Annotated in this window: 17 protein-coding genes; 12 read left to right on the top strand and 5 right to left on the bottom strand. The window is 69.1% G+C overall.

The window, feature by feature from the left end; translation table 11 throughout:
- On the top strand, positions 1-166 hold a 166-nt coding region (locus DQ239_RS19145), incomplete at its 5' end, for a transposase (protein ID WP_147252179.1).
- A gap of 27 nt (positions 167-193) precedes the next feature.
- Here DQ239_RS19145 and DQ239_RS19140 read toward each other — a convergent pair.
- From DQ239_RS19140 to DQ239_RS19135, 3 genes are all read right to left on the bottom strand, one after another.
- Positions 194-1,918 (bottom strand): hypothetical protein, encoded by a 1,725-nt coding sequence (locus tag DQ239_RS19140; RefSeq protein WP_113836010.1) that lies wholly within the window; start codon positions 1,916-1,918, stop codon positions 194-196.
- A gap of 331 nt (positions 1,919-2,249) precedes the next feature.
- Complete coding sequence (locus DQ239_RS20195) at positions 2,250-2,522, bottom strand: hypothetical protein (RefSeq protein ID WP_147252178.1); 273 nt, start codon at positions 2,520-2,522, stop codon at positions 2,250-2,252.
- A gap of 198 nt (positions 2,523-2,720) precedes the next feature.
- On the bottom strand, positions 2,721-3,329 hold the full coding sequence (locus DQ239_RS19135) for a putative immunity protein (RefSeq protein ID WP_233489496.1): 609 nt from the start codon (positions 3,327-3,329) through the stop codon (positions 2,721-2,723).
- A gap of 555 nt (positions 3,330-3,884) precedes the next feature.
- Here DQ239_RS19135 and DQ239_RS19130 point away from each other — a divergent pair.
- From DQ239_RS19130 to DQ239_RS19095, 9 genes are all read left to right on the top strand, one after another.
- Entirely contained in the window at positions 3,885-5,495 is a 1,611-nt protein-coding gene (locus DQ239_RS19130) for an AAA family ATPase (RefSeq protein WP_158544904.1), read from the top strand.
- 535 nt (positions 5,496-6,030) lie between these two features.
- On the top strand, positions 6,031-6,486 hold the full coding sequence (locus DQ239_RS20190) for a DUF6578 domain-containing protein (protein WP_147252177.1): 456 nt from the start codon (positions 6,031-6,033) through the stop codon (positions 6,484-6,486).
- 629 nt (positions 6,487-7,115) lie between these two features.
- The gene (locus DQ239_RS20730) at positions 7,116-7,730 is read left to right on the top strand and encodes a hypothetical protein (RefSeq protein ID WP_199583184.1); all 615 of its coding nucleotides are present in this window, start codon (positions 7,116-7,118) and stop codon (positions 7,728-7,730) included.
- Between the two features lie 73 nt (positions 7,731-7,803).
- Complete coding sequence (locus DQ239_RS19120; protein ID WP_199583182.1) at positions 7,804-9,006, top strand: histidine kinase; 1,203 nt, start codon at positions 7,804-7,806, stop codon at positions 9,004-9,006.
- Entirely contained in the window at positions 9,003-9,686 is a 684-nt protein-coding gene (locus DQ239_RS19115) for a response regulator transcription factor (RefSeq protein WP_113836006.1), read from the top strand. Before DQ239_RS19120 ends, DQ239_RS19115 begins: the two co-directional genes overlap by 4 nt.
- Before the next feature lie 179 nt (positions 9,687-9,865).
- Positions 9,866-10,303 carry a VanZ family protein gene (locus DQ239_RS19110; protein WP_113836005.1) on the top strand — a complete coding sequence of 146 codons (438 nt, stop codon included), beginning with the start codon at positions 9,866-9,868 and terminating at the stop codon, positions 10,301-10,303.
- A gap of 386 nt (positions 10,304-10,689) precedes the next feature.
- On the top strand, positions 10,690-10,872 hold the full coding sequence (locus DQ239_RS19105; RefSeq protein WP_113836004.1) for a hypothetical protein: 183 nt from the start codon (positions 10,690-10,692) through the stop codon (positions 10,870-10,872).
- Complete coding sequence (locus DQ239_RS19100) at positions 10,869-12,221, top strand: ferric reductase-like transmembrane domain-containing protein (protein WP_199583180.1); 1,353 nt, start codon at positions 10,869-10,871, stop codon at positions 12,219-12,221. The genes DQ239_RS19105 and DQ239_RS19100 overlap by 4 nt, the downstream gene beginning before the upstream one ends.
- A gap of 76 nt (positions 12,222-12,297) precedes the next feature.
- Entirely contained in the window at positions 12,298-12,963 is a 666-nt protein-coding gene (locus DQ239_RS19095) for an NAD(P)-binding domain-containing protein (RefSeq protein WP_113836003.1), read from the top strand.
- 4 nt (positions 12,964-12,967) lie between these two features.
- On the opposite strand, the gene DQ239_RS19090 is transcribed toward DQ239_RS19095, so the two are convergent.
- Entirely contained in the window at positions 12,968-13,450 is a 483-nt protein-coding gene (locus DQ239_RS19090; RefSeq protein WP_113836016.1) for a GNAT family N-acetyltransferase, read from the bottom strand.
- Positions 13,451-13,539: 89 nt separating this feature from the next.
- On the opposite strand from DQ239_RS19090, the gene DQ239_RS19085 reads away from it, so the two are divergent.
- Positions 13,540-14,424 (top strand): alpha/beta hydrolase, encoded by an 885-nt coding sequence (locus DQ239_RS19085; RefSeq protein WP_113836002.1) that lies wholly within the window; start codon positions 13,540-13,542, stop codon positions 14,422-14,424.
- A 25-nt stretch (positions 14,425-14,449) separates the two neighbouring features.
- On the opposite strand, the gene DQ239_RS19080 is transcribed toward DQ239_RS19085, so the two are convergent.
- Positions 14,450-15,943 (bottom strand): amidase, encoded by a 1,494-nt coding sequence (locus DQ239_RS19080; protein WP_113836001.1) that lies wholly within the window; start codon positions 15,941-15,943, stop codon positions 14,450-14,452.
- A gap of 107 nt (positions 15,944-16,050) precedes the next feature.
- On the opposite strand from DQ239_RS19080, the gene DQ239_RS19075 reads away from it, so the two are divergent.
- On the top strand, positions 16,051-17,571 hold the full coding sequence (locus DQ239_RS19075; protein WP_113836000.1) for an adenylate/guanylate cyclase domain-containing protein: 1,521 nt from the start codon (positions 16,051-16,053) through the stop codon (positions 17,569-17,571).
- Positions 17,572-17,623: the final 52 nt, after the last annotated feature.

Genomic DNA, 17,623 nt, shown 5'->3' with positions numbered 1-17,623 from the left:
CCTGGCCTACTTCGACACCGGCCGGGCCAGCAACGGCGGCACCGAAGCCGTAAACGGCCTCATCGAGCTCCACCGCCGCATCGCCCGCGGCTTCCGCAACCGCGACAACTACCGCCTACGCATGCTCGTGATCGCCGGCGGACTGACCAGCCCCCACCTCAAGTAAGAAGAGCCGGATAAGGGGCGACGTGTCTCAGGCCTCAGGCTGACCAAGGAGTGCTTCTGCGACAGAGCTGGCGTCCCCGATTTCTGCCCGCCAAGCGGCGTCGTCGTGGCGGTGCTCCGCGAAGACGTCCGCGATAGACCGACCTTGCAGGATCGCCTCTAGGGCGGTGGCCACCACGGCCTGGGCCTGGCGGTTGGCAAAGCGCTGCACCGTCTGGGCGACGTCCAGGCTGATCGGCCCGCCGTGAATCAGGGAATCGCGGCAGCGCTTCAGTCGTCGGACGCGCCGCTTGTAGTCCTCGATCGCGGCTTCCACCCAGGCCTGAAGGGCGGCAGGGTCCGCGCACGCCGCGGCGACCGTGCGGATGCGCCGTCCGCCGGCGTGATGTGTCGGCATTGCTTGGGCCAGTGGCTCTAGAGCTGCCAGGGCAACGTCAATCCGCAGCTGGTAGCGGTGGTGTCCGCCCGGCAGGTACTGCTGCAGGTCGTTTGGCTCAGGCAGGTCTGGGACGTGGGCCTTGAGCTCGCTGTTGCTCGTCATCGTCCAGACGGCGTTGAAGACATCCAGCCGGGCGGCTTGCCGCACGGCGTCGATGGCGAGGTTGTCGATCAGCAGGTCCTGCCACGCGGTCGAGCAGCGACTAGCGACCAGCTCGATGGCGCGCACATCTTGAAGCAACGTCGTTGGATCGGCGGACTCCTCGCGGTCGTGTACTAGCGCGGACACCTGCAGCAGCTCCGCTAGAAGCGGGTCGGTTACCGGCAAGTGGGGCTGCAACCGCGGTGCCAGGCGGAACAGTTCCTCGTCGGTGTAGTCGTGCAGGTGGCGACGGCGATCGAACGGTGGACCGAAGGGGAAGGACGAGCCGCGCAGCTGCCCATCCTCGACAAACAGGTAGCCACTGAAGCGTTCCCAGGCAGTGCCCCGCGCATGGAAGCCAGCGACCTGGACAAGCGCCTCAACCTGCTCCCAGGCAGTCCGCACTGGGTCGGCGTAGCGGCGCGTTCCGAGGTCTACCCGCACCGCGACCCACCGTTCAACATCTTTCGGCCAGGTCAGATCGCGGCGGGCAGGGTCGCCCAATTCCGGGTCGGCCCAAATTTCCTCCGGGAGGTCCTCGCGCCGACCACCGGTCCCATCACGTACCAGGTCGATGAGTCCAAGCATGGCCGGGCCGTCGTAGAAGGTCACCGGCCCGAAGTCGACACGCCAGCCGGCGGCAGCCAGTCGGGCCCGCCCGTAGACCACCCAGATGGCCTGGCGACCCGGGGTGCGTTCTTGCTGCAGGAGGGCATGACACAGCGCGACCCGCTCATCCGGGGTTAGGCCGGCACTGTCGAGCTTGGCTTGCCGGCTCGGCGCCGGCAGCGGCGTGCCGTCCAGCTTCCGGCGTGCGACGGCGATGTCGAAGGCCGCGTCATCTAGGACGCCCGCCAGCAGGCTGCCTTCGCTCCGCAGGCTGCGACCGGTCATGGCCAGCGCTGACTCCAGAACGCGCAAACGAGCGGCCACAGTCTCCGTCGTGGCCGCCGGATCGCGGACGGCCGCCAGTAGGTCATCGAAGGCGGCGACGCTGGCCTGCCCCCACTCCACCTGCCCGCTACGCAGGAAATCGCCGGCCTGTTGTCGAACGTCCGGCTTGGCGCCCAACTTCGGCGTCGAGAGGAGCTCCTTGAGCTTCGACAGCCCGGGCGTTGACGCGCGCAGTCGTGGTCCCCGGGTCGCGATGACCTGCTGGACGTCCTCGGCCATGTGTTGCCATGGCCAGCGGTGAAAGCCTGGGTCATACGGTCGGGGGTCGGCCAGCCAACGATCAAGCTCGTCGAGCGCGACGCTCAGACTGAGCGCCTCGTCAGCATTGCGGTCGAGTCTGAGATCAGAGCTGTGCCGGCTAATAAGTAGGGCCAGTTCCTCTTCCGCAGACGGAGGCCAATCACGGGGAGCGCCAAGAATTCGCATCACCACCATCTTAGCGCGAATTGCCGATGCAGTCTAAGTCATCCCGCGGCGGAGATGTTCCTTAATTGTGAACGGATATGACCGACGGGTGCATAGCTCGGGTTAGTCTCCAGCCCTTTCTTGGTCACCTAGACCGCAGCTGCACGCCGGCCTGGCGGAGGGTCCTTTGGATGGTGCTCGCGCCGAAGCCGAGTGCCGTGGCGATTTGCAACGTCGACTGCCCTGCCTCGTACATCGCTCGTGCTCCTGCAACCTGCTCGGGGCTGGGACTTCTCCGCCGAGCCATGATGCCATGGCGTTTGAGCAGCTGATTGACCGAGCTGTGTGCCAAGGCGAAGCGCTTGCCAATCGCCCGGGTGGTCGAGCCCTCGGCATAGGCGGCGAGGATTGCGGCCACCGTCTCGTCGCTCAGCCGCTGGCTCAGCTTGGTGGGGCGGTAGTCATGCCGAGGCGGTCTGGAGGCAGCTGCCACTGGGCGCTCAGCGAGGTGCCTACTCAGGCGGCCGACCCGCTGGACCGCTCCGTAGTTGTTCGAGTGTCGTCGGAGTACCTCCACCAAGGTATACCTAGAACAGCTTACTCCAACTCTATATCGCTATTGACGTAATGCGGCATCGAGCTCGCGGAGCAACTCGCCTGTACGCCCGCCTCCCGAAGGCGCAGCGGGATAACGAGCAAGAATATCCGAGACCGTAGCTGGAGCGTGTTGAATAGCCCAATCACGTTCTGCTGCACCGACCTGCGAATTATTGTCGGCGTCTAGTTCGGCCGCTCGTGCGGCGTGCGCAGCCGCACCCAGAATATGGGCCACCTGATGCGCCTTCGCCAATGGGTGAAGAAACGCAGCTCCGACTGTTTGAGTGGCCGCCTTAGCTGCCTCCGCTGCCGCAGGTGTAGCCGCTGAGCCAGCCGCTTTAAAGGCTGCTATGCCGCATGCTCGCAATGCGTTTGAACGCTTTTCACCTTGCGAAAAGGCGAGTGCCGCCTCGATGGCCTCCCTGGGGCGGTTATCGCCAGGCATGTGCCGTTCGAAAATAAGCAAAGCCCTACATGCGCATTCCACTGCAAAGCCAGCAATTTCACGAAGCTCATCCATGCTGAGCTCGATTTCATTTGACTCGCTTGGCACATGTTCGCTCGTGTCTCTAGTCTTCTGCATATTGCCCCAACTATAATTGAGTGGACAACCGCCCGCAAGTCGCATGTCATCGAGTCAACTCCGAGTGCCACGGCGCCTAAGGACAACTTCCTCTTGTTTCAATAATTTATTCACTGAACTGTGTGCCAAGCCGAATCGCTCGCCAACCTCGCGGGTTGTAGCGCCAGCCTTGTACAAGGCGACGATGGCGGCCACAGCCTCATCGGATAGGCGCCGGCTGAGCTTGCTCGGCCGGTATGCAGGCCGCGCCGTCAGTGACGCTTCGATAACAGGGGCCTCGGCCAGGTGCCGGGCCAGCTGCATCACCCGCTGCGTGACGCCGTAGTTGTTCGAGGTTCGTCGGAGCACCTCCACCAAGATCATCTTTTTTCGCTTTATCTCCCCCTGTAACAGGGGTCATTTTGTGTCCGGTCGGTACGTAACCGGCGGGACCCTGTGCGCCGAACCACCTCTGTTATTTGAGTTCGAGTCCAGTTAGGTACGTTCTCATCGGTACATGATTTCGTCATCAGACGCACAACAGAATAACAGGTTAAGCTTGTACCGACGTATCCATCCTACATGCGATTAGCAGCGTATAATACAGAGCAAGGAGGTCCTATGCAGTCGAGTAGTGAAGATGTGGTACAACAACATCTAGTTCGCTTACCGAACGGAATCGAAATCACCGAGAATGGCCCGGTGGTTATTGTCGGACCCAATGGGTCAGGCAAGTCACGCCGTTCGCGTGAGATCACAAGTACGGTTCACATTGAGGTAGTAAGCGCCCTTCGCAACACAAAGATCAGTCCACAATTGCAACCGATGGCCTTGCAACAAGCGAAAGCCAACTTTCAATCACAGAGGGAGACGGCACGCACGCAACCATATGAGCTTACGAACGATTTCGACTACATGCTCACGGCACTAATAGGCGAGGCCGCCGAGAGTTCCCTTGAGTTCTTGCGTATTGCCCGATCTGGCGTAATGCCCCATCTCCCTCCCCTGACATCCCTCGAGAAGATTCAGACCCTATGGCACGACCTCTTTCCTGGTCGTGAACTGAGATTCCGCGACTATATGCCGATGGTAATCAATACGGTTGCCGTGGGTGACGAACCGGCAGAGTACTCAGCGTGGCAGATGAGTGACGGCGAAAAGGCGGCGCTTTATTTGGCCGGACGCACTCTAGGGGCGGACCTAGGTGCCGTTATCCTAGTTGACGAACCTGAGACACACTTTCATTCATTGCTGGCGGTCCAGTTCTGGGATGCAATTGAAAACGCACGCCCGGACTTGAGGCTCATCTACGTGACCCATGACATGACATTTGCAGCATCACGCCAAGCCGTCAATTACCTGCTTGCTAACCCCAAGGAAGGCTTGACGCCAATCGAGCTAGCTGCTGATTCAAGTGACTTGGCGGCTATTCTACTGGGCACGGCAACGTTGTCCTTCTATGCCACGCATGTGATCTTTTGCGAAGGTGATAGCGACGCCCTTGATGCCCGTTTATACAAGGCGTGGTTCAACACGAAGGAGACAGTCGTCCACGCAGTGGGTTCCTGCGATATGGTGCTTCGAAGCGTGTCAGCTTTGTCGTCATCGAAGCTTGTCCAGAACCTAACCGTCAAGGGAATCACTGACCGTGACTTCCATTCCGAGGCGCACTTGAATAGCCTAGTTGCTGGCGTCCTCCCACTCAAGGTTCATGAGGTCGAGACGTTATACTGCTTACCTGGAGTAGTGGCCGCGGTCGCTAAGCACCTTGGTGTCAAGTTCGATAGACCAGCTTACGAACAGAAGGTCATTAGCACTTTCACGGATGGTGACAGGCATAAAGTAGTACTTGAACGATGGAAAGTGTTGATCGATGCGGCCCTTACTGGGGTGGTTTCATCTGTAAGCACTAAGACAGCATCCCTACAAGCAATCGCCGGTTCCATTCCTGCAATCTTCGACCAGAGCAAGTGGAGCTTTTCGCCCCAAGCGTTGATGGCTGACGAAAAGACCAAGGTCGAGAGCCTGTTTCAGTCGAAACCCTTAGACCTGGACGAACTCCTTAAGGTGATGCCGGGCAAACAATTGCGGGGGCTGCCGGCGGGCGCACTCGGTATCTCGCCTAAGACGTATGACAACCTCTTAATAAATGCGATTGGCGGCGAAGACCCGAAACTAGTTGAGCTTGGAGCAGAACTGAGGGTTGCTCTGAAGCCTTATATGCCCTTCTAGACTCTTACTCAGTTTGACGGTGACGCTCCGTCATTGACGAGCGGGGGGGGGGGGGTAATCTAATTGCAGATGCCCCGCCTCGATTACCAACAGTACTACGAACGCCACACCTTGCTCGGCATCCTGGCGGCAGATCGCAATCGAGCGCTCAGTAGGCTACGCCCCGTTGAGATTAGCGATCTTCATGTCTACTTCGCGCCGGCGGTCGCCGATATAAATTTACGCATGCATCGTCGCAAGATCACACAGCGGCACCCCTCTCTGCCACAGCGGGCTGGTCGGGCTTGGGCAAAGTTGCAGCGCCTACGTGATTTGGCCGCCGTACCGATTGTTGGCAGCAAGCGAAGGCCGCGACATGCAATCGTGAGCGGCGTGGAGCTGCGGCCGCAGCCCGACTATGACAAGTTCGTTCGAGCGTTGTTACGGGCCATGCGCGACAACATGAAGTCTTAATTAGCAGTAACATAGCGATCGCCTGGGCGGCTGATTCAATAAATGCTACAGTGGAACCTACATTCTATAAACAATTTACATCATGGCAGCACAATCCTCAAAATCCGATAAAACTATAGGCAAGTCCACTCAGACGTTCGTGTGGGTGGACTCGTGGCAGCAGCAATGCTGCGGCGACGATTTCCGTGTCGGCTCGCATGTGAAATGGCAAGTACGGCGGACGGAGCCAAGCGCCGACTGGGTCGCTACCTTGTTAGGGAAGGAGTGGGGCGATAAAGTTTGCTTTGCCGAAGAACACCATGATAATAGCGCCGATGCTGAGCTCAATGGCATGGTTCAGTCAATCCAAGCCGTAACCTGCGATCGACAATTAGAGAAACAATCGCCAAGGCTCGGGAGTCAAAAAGTATGGGTTCCGATTCCTGGGAGCGGCCAGCTTCGTAAAGTAGAGACTGCTGGCCTCACAGAAGAGACATACGACCCCAGCCATACGTTCGATGGTTGGATCGTTGGGGTGCACGTCGAGCAGTTGACGTAGAGCTGGGTCGCGTCACTAAATGAATCTCTGTGAGAAGATGCTGTAATCTGACTCAACTCAGCGGCTTTGGCGCTCGTCTTCGCAGTGCAACACCCTGCTGCTTAAGCAGCTTATTGATTGAACTGTGAGCTAGGCCGAAGCACTCACCGACCTCCCGCGTCGTCGCGCCGGCCTGGTAGGCAGCCAGAATCTCCGCCACCGTCTCCGCGGACAGCCGCTGGCTCAGCTTGCTTGGCCGATGCGTGGGTCGCACCGTCACTGACACTTCGACAGATGGGATTTCGGCCAAGTGCCGGGTCAGCCGCGACACCCGCTGCGTGACGCCGTAGTTGTTCGAGGTTCGTCGGAGTACCTCCACCACGTGGTCCTGGCGACATGCCAGGCCCGTAACCCTCGGGAAGCCGGGGTCACCGCGGACAGCGGTGGCCCCGGCTTTCGCCGTGTTCGAGGCCCCAGGCGGGCACGAGCCGCTCCGTCCGGTCGACCGGGCGCGGGCCTGCTGCATCCGCAGTAGTCGAGGAGCCTGCGTCGGGACGACGCGGTGAGCCCTGCGCCCCGGGCAGGCTGGTCGCCGAGTCGCCCGAAGCCGACAGGCGCGGCGAATCGATGACGACGGAAGAGGTGCCGAGATGGCGAGCACGAAGACGTGGAAGCGGTGGGGCAGCGGAGCCGGCCTCGTGGCCGCCGGCCTGATCGCCGGCGGTGTCCTCGCCGGAACGGTCACCGCGAGCGCCGAGGAGGACGGTACGACCGGGACCAGCGCGTCGTCCGACGAGCAGCCGCTGACCGGGGACACGAAGACGCAGGTCGAGGAGGCCGTGCTGGAGGCCTACCCCGGCGCCACCATCGAGCGCAGCGAGACCGACGACGGCGGGGTCTACGAGGCCCACATCACCACCGCCGACGGCGAGGAGCTCACCGTCGAGGTCGGCGAGGACTTCACCGTCACCGGCACCGAGACCGGCGGCCACGGTCGAGGACACCGCGACGGGGGCGGCCAGGGTGAGCAAGCGCTGACCGGGGACACCAAGACCCAGGTCGAGGACGCCGTGCTGGAGGCCTACCCGGGCGCCACCATCGAGCGCAGCGAGACCGACAACGGCGGGGTCTACGAGGCCCACATCACGACCGCCGACGGCGAGGAGCTCACCGTCGAGGTCGGCGAGGACTTCACCGTCACCGGCACCGAGACCGGCGGCCACGGCGGCGGACACCACGGCGACCGCGACTCCAGCGACGACTGACCGTCCGGCACACGCCCCCGCGGCTCGTGCCAGCCCTCCGGGCGGGGCGGACCGGCTGGCTAGGCTCGAGCCCGTGGTCCGGTTCGCCTCGCTGTGGCGCTGGCTGACCCGCCACCCGCTGCTGGTGGACGCGGCGCTCGCCGTCGTCGTGTTCGTCGCCGCGATCTGGGACCCGTTGTTCGACGGCGGCCACCGCGGGCCCGACCGCGGGCGCGGGGGTCCGGCGTACCAGACGATCGCCACGTTGGACGTCCCCACCGTGCTGCTGCTGGTCGTCGGGGCCGGCGCGCTGGTGTTCCGGCGCACCCGCCCGCTGCTGGTCTGGGCCGTGGGCCTGGCGGTGGCCGTCGCGCTCATCGCGCACACCGGTGACCCGGCGTCTCCCGTCGTCCTGTCGCTGCTGACGCTCTACACGATCGGCGCGCACACCTCGCTCGGCACCACGGTGCTGGCCACGCTGACCACCGCGGCGGTCTACACCGTGTCGGTGGCCGCGGCCGAGGGCTTCCTGAGCGACCGCAACCTCACCCTGGTGGCGACGACCGGGGCCGCGGCGGCCGTCGGTGTCGCGGTCCGCGCCCAGCGGTCGGCGGTCGCCGCGGCCGAGGCGCGGGCCCGGCAGGCCGAGGCCACCAGGGAGGAGGAGGCGGAGCGGCGGGTCACCGACGAGCGGCTGCGGATCGCCCGCGAGCTGCACGACGTCGTGGCGCACCACATCTCCGTGGTCAACGTCCAGGCCGGCGTCGCCCGCCATCTGCTCGACACCCGTCCCGATCAGGCCAAGGAGGCCCTCGGGCTGGTGCGCGAGGCCAGCCGGACCGTGCTCGCCGAGATGTCCACCGTGCTCGGGCTGCTGCGCACCGGGGAGGACGAGCAGGTGCCGACGGCGCCCGCCCCGGGGCTCGACCAGCTCGACGCCCTGGTGGAGTCGACGAGCCGCGCGGGCCTGGACATCACGCGGCGGACGACCGGTGACCCCCGGCCGCTCGCGCAGCTGGCCGACCTCGCCGCCTACCGGATCGTGCAGGAGTCCCTGACCAACGCGCTCAAGCACGGCGACGGCACCGCCGACCTGCTCGTCGACCACCGGCCGGACGCCGTCGTCCTGGAGGTGCGCAACCCGCTGCGCACCGACGGCGAACCCACTCCGGGCACCGGCCACGGGCTGGTCGGCATGCGCGAGCGGATCGCCTCCGTAGGCGGCCGGCTGGACGCCGGTCCCGGACCCGGTGGCTCCTTCATCGTCCGTGCCGAGATCCCGAGGAACACCCCATGACGCTGCGCGTGCTGCTCGCCGACGACCAGGTGCTCATCCGGTCCGGGTTCGCCGCGCTCATCGGCAGCGCCGACGACCTCGAGGTGGTTGGTGAGGCCGGGAACGGCGACGAGGCGGTCCGGCGGACCCGCGAGCTGCGGCCGGACGTCGTCCTCATGGACATCCGCATGCCGGGCACCGACGGCCTGGCCGCGGCGCGGGCGATCACCGGGGCGCCGGAGCTGTCCGACGTCAAGGTCATCGTGCTGACCACGTTCGAGGCCGACGACTACGTGCTCGAGGCCCTGCGCTCGGGGGCCAGCGGGTTCCTGGGCAAGAGCGTGGAGCCCGAGGAGCTGCTCGAGGCGATCCGGGTCGTCGCCCGCGGCGAGGCGCTGCTGTCGCCGCGCGCGACCCGCAGCCTGATCGCGCGTTTCCTGGCCCAGCCGCAGGACGGCGCGCCCGATGTCGTGCCCGGCGCGCTCGACGTGCTCACCGACCGGGAGCGGGAGATCGTCGCGCTGGTGGCGCTCGGGCTGAGCAACAGCGACATCGCCGGCCGGCTGTTCCTGTCGCCGCTCACCGTGAAGACGCACGTCAACCGGGCCATGTCCAAGCTCGGCGTCCGCGACCGGGCCCAGCTCGTGGTGATCGCCTACCAGACCGGTCTGGTGCGGGCGGGCGAGACCGACCCGCGCTGACGTTCTCCGGTGGCTGCGGCGGCGCCCGGACCACCGGATCGGCCGCGAGTACGGCGGCCGGAGTAGGCGGCGGAGCCTGCGCGCGGACGACGCGGGAGCCCCGGGACGCGATGGAGGCTGGATGCCAGGACAGCGGGATCCCCGCGGTCCAGCCGGCCATCCCGACCTGAGGAGCATCGATGCCCGACCGCGGACGCACGACGCCGGCGCGTCCCGGTGGGTACGCGCTCCTGATCGCCTCCCTCGTCGGCGTGGCAGCGGCCACGCTGACGCCCGAGGGGTCGGGATGGGCCTGGGGCTCACCGGCGACGGAGACGCGCTGGTACCTGACCGGCCTGGACTCGTCCGCCACCCTGCTGCAGCTCCTCGGCAACCTCGGCCTGCTCGTGGTGCCTGCCGCGCTCGCGGTCCTGCTCTGGCCGTCGCTGCGGCGGCCCACCGCTCTGCTCGCGGGGGCGCTCGCCGCCGGCACAGCCATCGAGCTGCTGCAGTGGGCCCTGCCCCTGGGTCGGGTGGTCTCCCCGCTGGACGCGGCGCTCAACGCCGCCGGGGCCGTCGCCGCAGGACTGCTGACGAGGTCGCTCGATGCGCCGATCCGCGGCCTCGCCCGGGTCTGACGACGCCCAGCCGCCCACCCCCGAGAGAGGAACCCCGATGCCCGAGGACGACCGCAGCCATCCGCGCTGGGAGATCCCACCCGCCGCAGCGGCCGCACACCCGTCCGCCGAGCCGCCGGGCGTGCCGCCTGCCGCGACACGCACGCAGGGCGGTCCCGGTGGTCGGCGGCGTCGCGGAGCGCCCCGGAGCCTGGTGGCCGTCGGCGTAGGACTCGGGCTCCTCCTCGGGGGTGGCGTGGCCGGAGCCGCCGTGGCCGCCGCGGGTGTCGATCCAGGAGCCGCGGTCGGCATCGTGCGCGCCGGGGACGGCGGAGCCGACGGGCACGGTCACGGCGCTCGGCCCGGTCGGCCCGACTAGTCGCGCGCGGAGAAGTGGACATGCCCCGATGAGCACCCGACACCGCGGCGACACCCCGACGCCGTCCCGGGTCGGGACGGTGCTGTTCGCGCTGGCCACCGCCTGCGGCCTGTGGTTCGGCATCACCGCGCCCGACGTCTCACCGGTCGCGCCGCCGGGCAGTCCCGGCGCCGGACCGGCCCCGGTGGCAGGGACGGGAGACCTGCCGTGACCACCACGGACGCGTGGACCTCCCCGCCGCGGACGCACCGTCCGTCCGCGTGGCCGGGTGTGCACCCGGCGACGGCCCTGTCGATCGGCGCGCTCGGTGCGCTGACGGTCGCGACCTGGCCGGTCGTCGTGGCGGGACTCGAGCCAGGAGGGCACCTCACCGCACTGGTCGCCCACGTGAGCGGCATGCTGGCGGGCTACGGCGTCCTGGTGCTGATGCTGCTGATGGCGCGCACGCCGGCCCTCGAACGAGGCGTGGGTGCCGACGTGCTGGCCAGGTGGCACGGCCGGCTCGGACGGGCCGTGGTGGCTCTGGTCCTCGTGCACGCCGCCGCGGCCCTCACCGGCTGGGCGCAGCTCACCGGCGCGGGGTTCGTGGGCGCGGCCTGGCAGGTGCTCGGCATGCCGTGGCTCCCGGCGGCGACGGTGGGCACCGTCCTGATGGTGACCGCGGGCGTGATGTCCGCTCGCGCCGCCCGACGTCGGCTGCGTCACGAGACCTGGCACGGCGTGCACCTGCTGATGTACGTGGCGGTGGCGCTGTCCTTCGCGCACATGCTGGCCGGCCCCGACCTGGCCGGACGACCGGCGCTGCAGATCGGCTGGGCGCTGGCGTACACGTACGTCGTCGCGCTCGTCCTGCGCTACCGGGTCATCGCCCCACTCCAGCAGGCCGTCCGGCACCGGCTCCGGGTCGCCGGCGTGCAGAGGGAGGCCCCCGGGGTCGTCTCGATCACGGTAACCGGGGAGCACCTGCGCGACCTCGCCGCCGAGCCCGGCCAGTTCTTCCGCTGGCGGTTCCTGACGCCCGACCACTGGTCGACCGCACACCCCTTCTCCCTGTCCGCCGCGCCCACGGACACCGCCCTGCGGCTCACCGTCAAGGAGCTCGGCGACGGGTCCCGGGACCTGCAGGCCCTGCCGGTGGGCACCTGGGTGGTCGCCGAGGGTCCGTACGGCGCCGTCACGCCCGCCCGCCGGACCCGCCGGGACGTCGTGCTCATCGCCGGGGGAGTGGGCATCACCCCGATGCGGGCGCTCTTCGAGAGCATCCCCATCGCGCCGGACGGGGATCTGCTCCTCGTCTACCGGGCCCGGAACGAGGACGAGCTCGTCTTCCGCGCGGAGCTCGACGCGATCGCCCGCGCCCGCGGCGCACGGGTCGCCTACGTGCTCGGGCCGGACCGCGCCGCACTCTCGCGGGCAGCACTCCTGCACAACATCCCCGACCTCGTCGAGCGCGACGTCTACATGTGCGGGCCCCCGGGGCTGATGACCGCCGTCCGCGGAACGCTCCTGGACGCCGGCCTGCCACCCGCTCAGCTGCACGAGGAGCGGTTCGACCTGTGAGTCCCGCGTGCTCGCTCTCTCCCGAGGGCTCGTCCAGCACAGGAATGACGCGCGTCACGTCCTCCTTGGCGAAAGCATGACGACTCTCGGACTGATCGGCAGCGGCAACATCGGCGGGGGGATCGCCCGGCTGGCGGTCGCCGCCGGCTACGACGTGGTGCTCAGCAACAGCCGGGGCCCGGAGACCCTCGCCGACCTGGTGGCCGAGCTCGGTCCGAAGGCGCGGGCGGCGACGCCGGCCGAGGCGGGGGAGGCCGGCGACCTCGTCGTCGTCTCGGTGCCGCTCAAGGCCTACCGCGACGTCCCCGTGGAGCCGCTGCGCGGCAAGGTCGTCATCGACACGAACAACTACTACCCGCAGCGCGACGGCCAGATCCCGGAGCTCGACGACGAGTCGACGACGGTCAGCGAGCTGCTGCAGGCGCACCTGCCCGAATCACGCGTCGTGAAAGCCTTCAACAACGTGCCCGCGGCCGAGATGCGCCGGTTGGCCAAGCCGGCCGGTGACCCTGACCGGTCCGTGCTCGCCATCGCCGGGGACGACGCCGGCGCCAAGGCGACGGTCACCGAGTTCCTCGACGCGATCGGCTTCGACGCCTACGACGTCGGCCTGCTGGCCGAGGGGTGGCGCTACCAGCGCGACACCAAGGCCTACGCCGTCTTCTCCCAGCCGGGCCGCCCGGTCAAGGAGGACTGGCTGCGCAGCGGCCTGGAGGCGGCGGTCCGCTACCGCGACATGTGACCGGCTACCCGGCGGGGGAGTCGAGCCCGAGAACCGCCACCGTCTGCCCGCCGCTGCTCTCCCCGGTCGGACGGAACCCGAGCCGGGCGTAGAACGGGCCGGGCCCGGACTCGTCGGGCTCGTAGCTCGTGTACATCCGGGTGCCGCCACGGCGCCGGATCTCCGCGGCCACCTCCGCCACCGCGAAGCGCCCGTACCCGCGGCCCTGCTCGTCGGCGGTGACGTTGAGCCGCCAGAGCCCGGAGCGGACGTCGGAACGGGCGCCGTCGCCGAGCCAGTCGATGTCGAGGAACGCCATCACGAAGCCGACCGGCCGGCCGGCGTCGACGATCAGCCTCGGCCACGCGACGGGGCCGTGCGCGTAGGCCTCGGCCAGCGAGGTGACGACCGGGGTGACGAAGCGCTCCTGGTCCGGCCGCACCCGGACGGCGATAGCGGCGTCGACGGTGGCGGGCGTGATCGCCTCGAGGCGGGGTCCGCTGCGCACTCCCGCACCGTAGGCGGTGACGCACCGGGCCGGCGGCAGCGCATAGGGTGCGCGCGCCCGCACGTCGAGCACCGGAGAGGACGCCGCTCATGGCCAGCCTGCAGATGCGAGTGATCTCGGGCGTCCTGCGCCTGACCCGCAAGCCGCGGACGGCGACGGTGGAACGCGCCCGCCGGCGCATCGCGGCCCCGAAGGGGTCCTCCGAGCCGCCGGCCCAGCTGCGTGCCCGGCACGGGGTGCGGACCCGCCAGGTGCAGGGCTTCCCGTGCACGACGGTCGCCCCGCGGAACGGCGGCACCGGGCGGGCCGCCGTCTACCTGCACGGCGGCTCCTACACCGGGGAGATCGCGAAGCAGCACTGGGCGCTGATCTCGTCGCTGGCCGACGCCGGCGTGCGGGTGGAGGTGCCGCTCTACGGCCTGGCCCCGCAGCACACCTACCGCGAGGCCTATCCCTTCGTCACCGAGGTCTACCGCGAGCTGCTCGCCGAGGCGGACGCGTCGGCGGTCACCATCGCCGGCGACTCCGCCGGTGGGGGACTGGCGCTCGGGTTCGCCCAGACGCTGGCCGCCGAGGGGCTGCCCCAGCCGCGCCGGCTGGTGCTGCTCTCGCCCTGGCTGGACCTGACGCTGAGCCACCCCGACCTGCCCGCGCTCGAGCCCCGCGACCCCTGGCTGAACATCGACGGCACCGTGGAGGCGGGGAAGGTGTGGGCCGGCGGTGACGACCCCACCCAGCCGAAGCTGAGCCCGATCAACGGCGAGCTGGCGGGACTGGCGCCGATGGACGTCACCGTGGGCACGCACGAGCTGTGCCTCCCCGACGCCCTGCTGCTCCAGGAGCGGGCTCAGGCCGCGGGCGCCGAGCTGCGGCTGACCGTCTGCCCCGGCGCGGTGCACGTCTACCCGCTCGTCCCGGCTCCGGAAGGCCGCGCCGAGGCGCGGCGGATCGTCGAGGAGATCGCCCGCGGGTGAGGGCGCGGCGCGACCCGTCCGGCCCTCAGACCACCGCGCCCACCATCCGCGGCAGGTGCTCGGCCCAGGGGGCGGCGACCTCCAGCTGGCGGGCCAGGCGCAGCAGCAGCTCCTCGCTGCCCAGCCGGCCGACGAACTGGACGCCCAGCGGCAGGTCGTCGGGTGTGCGGTACAGCGGCAGGCTGATCGCCGGCCGTCCGGTGATGTTGGCCAGCTGGGTGTAGGGCACCCAGCCGAGGTTGGCCTCCACCAGCTGGTCGACGATGCCGATCCGCCGCAGCACCGCGGTGGTGCGGGTGCGCAGCAGCACCTCGCTGATCCGCTGCAGGTGCGCGGGGGTGTCCAGCGAGCCGACCCGGATCGGCGGCTCGCCCAGCGTCGGCGTCAGCAGCAGGTCGTACCGGGAGTGGAAGTCGGCCAGCGCGGCGATGTAGAGCCGCCGCCGCTCGTCGGCCGCCTGCAGCTCCACGGCGCTGTAGGACCGGCCGAGCGCCGCCATGATCCGGGTGTCGACCTCGAAGCCGTCGTCCCCGGCGCCGGTCTCCCGCTTGATCCGGGCGACCTCGTTGGCCTGGTGGACGAACCAGATGGTGAGGAAGTCCCGGCCCAGCTGCCGGTCGTCGTGCGGCGGGGCGACCTCCTCCACCTCGTGCCCCAGCTCGGTGAGCAGCGCGGCCGCGTGCTCGACGGCGCACACGGCCTCCGGGTGTGGCCGGTCGCGCAGCGCGCACTCGGTGGTGACGCCGATCCGCAGCCGGCCCGGCGCCTCGTCCAGCCGGTCCAGCAGCGGCCGCCCGGGCAGGGCGGGGGCGAACGGGCTCATGGCGTCGGGTCCGGCGAGCACGTCCAGCATCGCGGCGGTGTCCCGGACCGTCCGGGAGACCACCCCGTTGGTCGCCAGCCCGTTGAGCGGCTCGCTCTCGTCCGGGCCGAACGGGACCAGCCCGCGCCCGGCCTTGAGCCCCACCAGCCCGGTGCAGGCCGCGGGGATGCGGATCGAGCCGCCGCCGTCGCTGGCCGCGGCGACCGGCAGGATCCCGGCGGCCACCGCGGCCGCCGAGCCGCCGGAGGAGCCGCCCGGGGTCCGCTCCAGGTCCCACGGGTTGCGCGTCGGCCCGAAGAGCGTGGGCTCGGTGATGCCCTTGGACCCGAACTCCGGGGTGCTGGTCTTGCCGAACACGACCACCCCGGCGTCCAGCCACCGCTGCACGACCGTGCTGGTGCGCTCGGCCCTCCGCCCGGCCAGGGCGCGGCAGCCGTCCGACGTCGGCGCGCCGGCCAGGTGCTGGTGCAGGTCCTTGAGCAGGAACGGCACCCCCGCGAAGGGGCCGGACAGCGGCTGGGCGGCCCGCTCGTCGGCCAGGTCGTCCAGCCAGGTGCAGACGGCGTTGATCGCCGGGTTCACCTCCCGGGCCCACGTCCGCGCGGCGGCGAGCAGCTCCGCGGGCGTCACCTCACCGCGTGCGACGAGCCCGCCCAGCGCCAGGCCGTCGTGCCGCAGGTACTCGTGCTGGTCCACCGGAGGTCTCCTCGTCGTCGCCCGCGTGCCGTGGGACATCATGGCCGGGTGATCACGATCGGGGGAATCCCAGGAACCGGCGCCCGCCGGGTCGCGTTGCGCCGGTCATGACCACGGAGGACGTCAGCCGGCCGGCGACGGTCGCCCGCGACGGAGCGTGGGCGGAGTGGGCGCCCAGCGGCCGGTCCGCCGTCCCCTTCATCGTCCTGCTGGTGATCGTCGCCAACGCGGTCGGCGTCGGGACCGTCGTCCTGCTGCTCGTGGGTGTCGACGACGGCAGCGGTCGCAGCGGCCGCACCGAGGTGCTCTGGACCGCCGCCGCCTACCTCGTGCTCGCCTTCCCGATCGGGACCGTGGCCGGCCTGCGCCGCCAGCGGGCGACCACCCGCTGGCTGACCGACCGCCGTGAGCCCACCGGCACCGAGGCCGCCCAGGCGCTCCGGTTGCCGCTGGACAGCGCCCTCATCGCGGCCTCGATCTGGTTCGTCGGTGCGGTGCTCACCGCCGCGGTGTCCGCGGTCGTCTTCCCCGAACCGCTGGTGGGGCTCCGGGTGGGCGTCGCGGTGACGCTCGGCGGCGTCGTCACCGCGGGTGTCACCTACCTGCTCACCGCCCGCGCCGCGCGGGCGGTCACCGCGCGCGCCCTGGCGGCGCACCCGCCGGTCGGTGCGCTGGTCCTCGGTGTGCGCCCGCGCCTGCTGCTCACCTGGGCGCTGACCAGCGGGGTCCCGCTGCTCGGCGTCGTGCTGCTGTTCCTCGACCCCAGCAACCCCGGTGGCCCGGGCGAGACCGCCGTGGTCTTCCTCGTCGTCGTCGCGCTGCTCGTGGGTGGGCTGGCCACCCTGCTCACCGCCCGCGCGGTCGGTCAGCCGCTCCGCCAACTGCGCCGCGCAGTGCAGCGGGTGGGCCGGGGCGACTACGACGTCGACGTGCTGGTGGACGACGCCGGCGAGATCGGGCTGCTGCAGGAGGGCGTCAACACCATGGCGGCGGGCCTCGCCGAGCGGGAGCGGCTGCGCGACCTGTTCGGCCGGCACGTCGGGACGACGGTGGCCCAGCAGGCGCTGCGCACCGGGGTGAGCCTGGGCGGCGAGCAGCGCACGGTCGCCGCGCTGTTCGTCGACATCGCCGGGTCCACCTCGCTGGTCCGCCGCACCGGGCCCGAGGAGATGGTCGGGCTGCTCAACCGGTTCTTCGCGGTCGTCGTCGACACGGTGGAGGCCGAGGGCGGGCTGGTGAACAAGTTCGAGGGCGACGCCGCGCTGTGCGTCTTCGGCGCCCCCACCGACCACCCGGACCCGGCGGGCGCGGCGCTGCGGGCGGCCCGCCGCATCTGCGCCGCCGTCGCCGAGGCGGGCGAGGTCGACGTCGGCGTCGGCGTGGCCTGCGGTCCGGTGTGGGCCGGCCAGGTGGGCGCGGCCAGCCGGCTGGAGTACACGGTGATCGGCGACCCGGTCAACGAGGCGGCGCGGCTCACCGAGCTCGCGAAGAACCACGCCGGCCGGGCCGTGGCGAGCGAGGTGACGGTGCGGGGTGCCGCCCCGGACGAGCGCGCGCACTGGCGTCCCGACCGGACGGTCACCCTCCGCGGCCGCGACGAGGAGACCCGCACCTGCGTGAGAGCGTGAGCTGAGCGCGAGGAGTGGGCCCGGAGGGTCCACGATCGAACGCTCGGAGCCG

Origin of the sequence: Blastococcus sp. TF02-09, from assembly GCF_003319105.1 — a bacterium.
In the GTDB taxonomy this organism is placed as follows: domain Bacteria; phylum Actinomycetota; class Actinomycetes; order Mycobacteriales; family Geodermatophilaceae; genus Blastococcus.
This window is presented reverse-complemented; position numbering and strand designations above follow the sequence as displayed.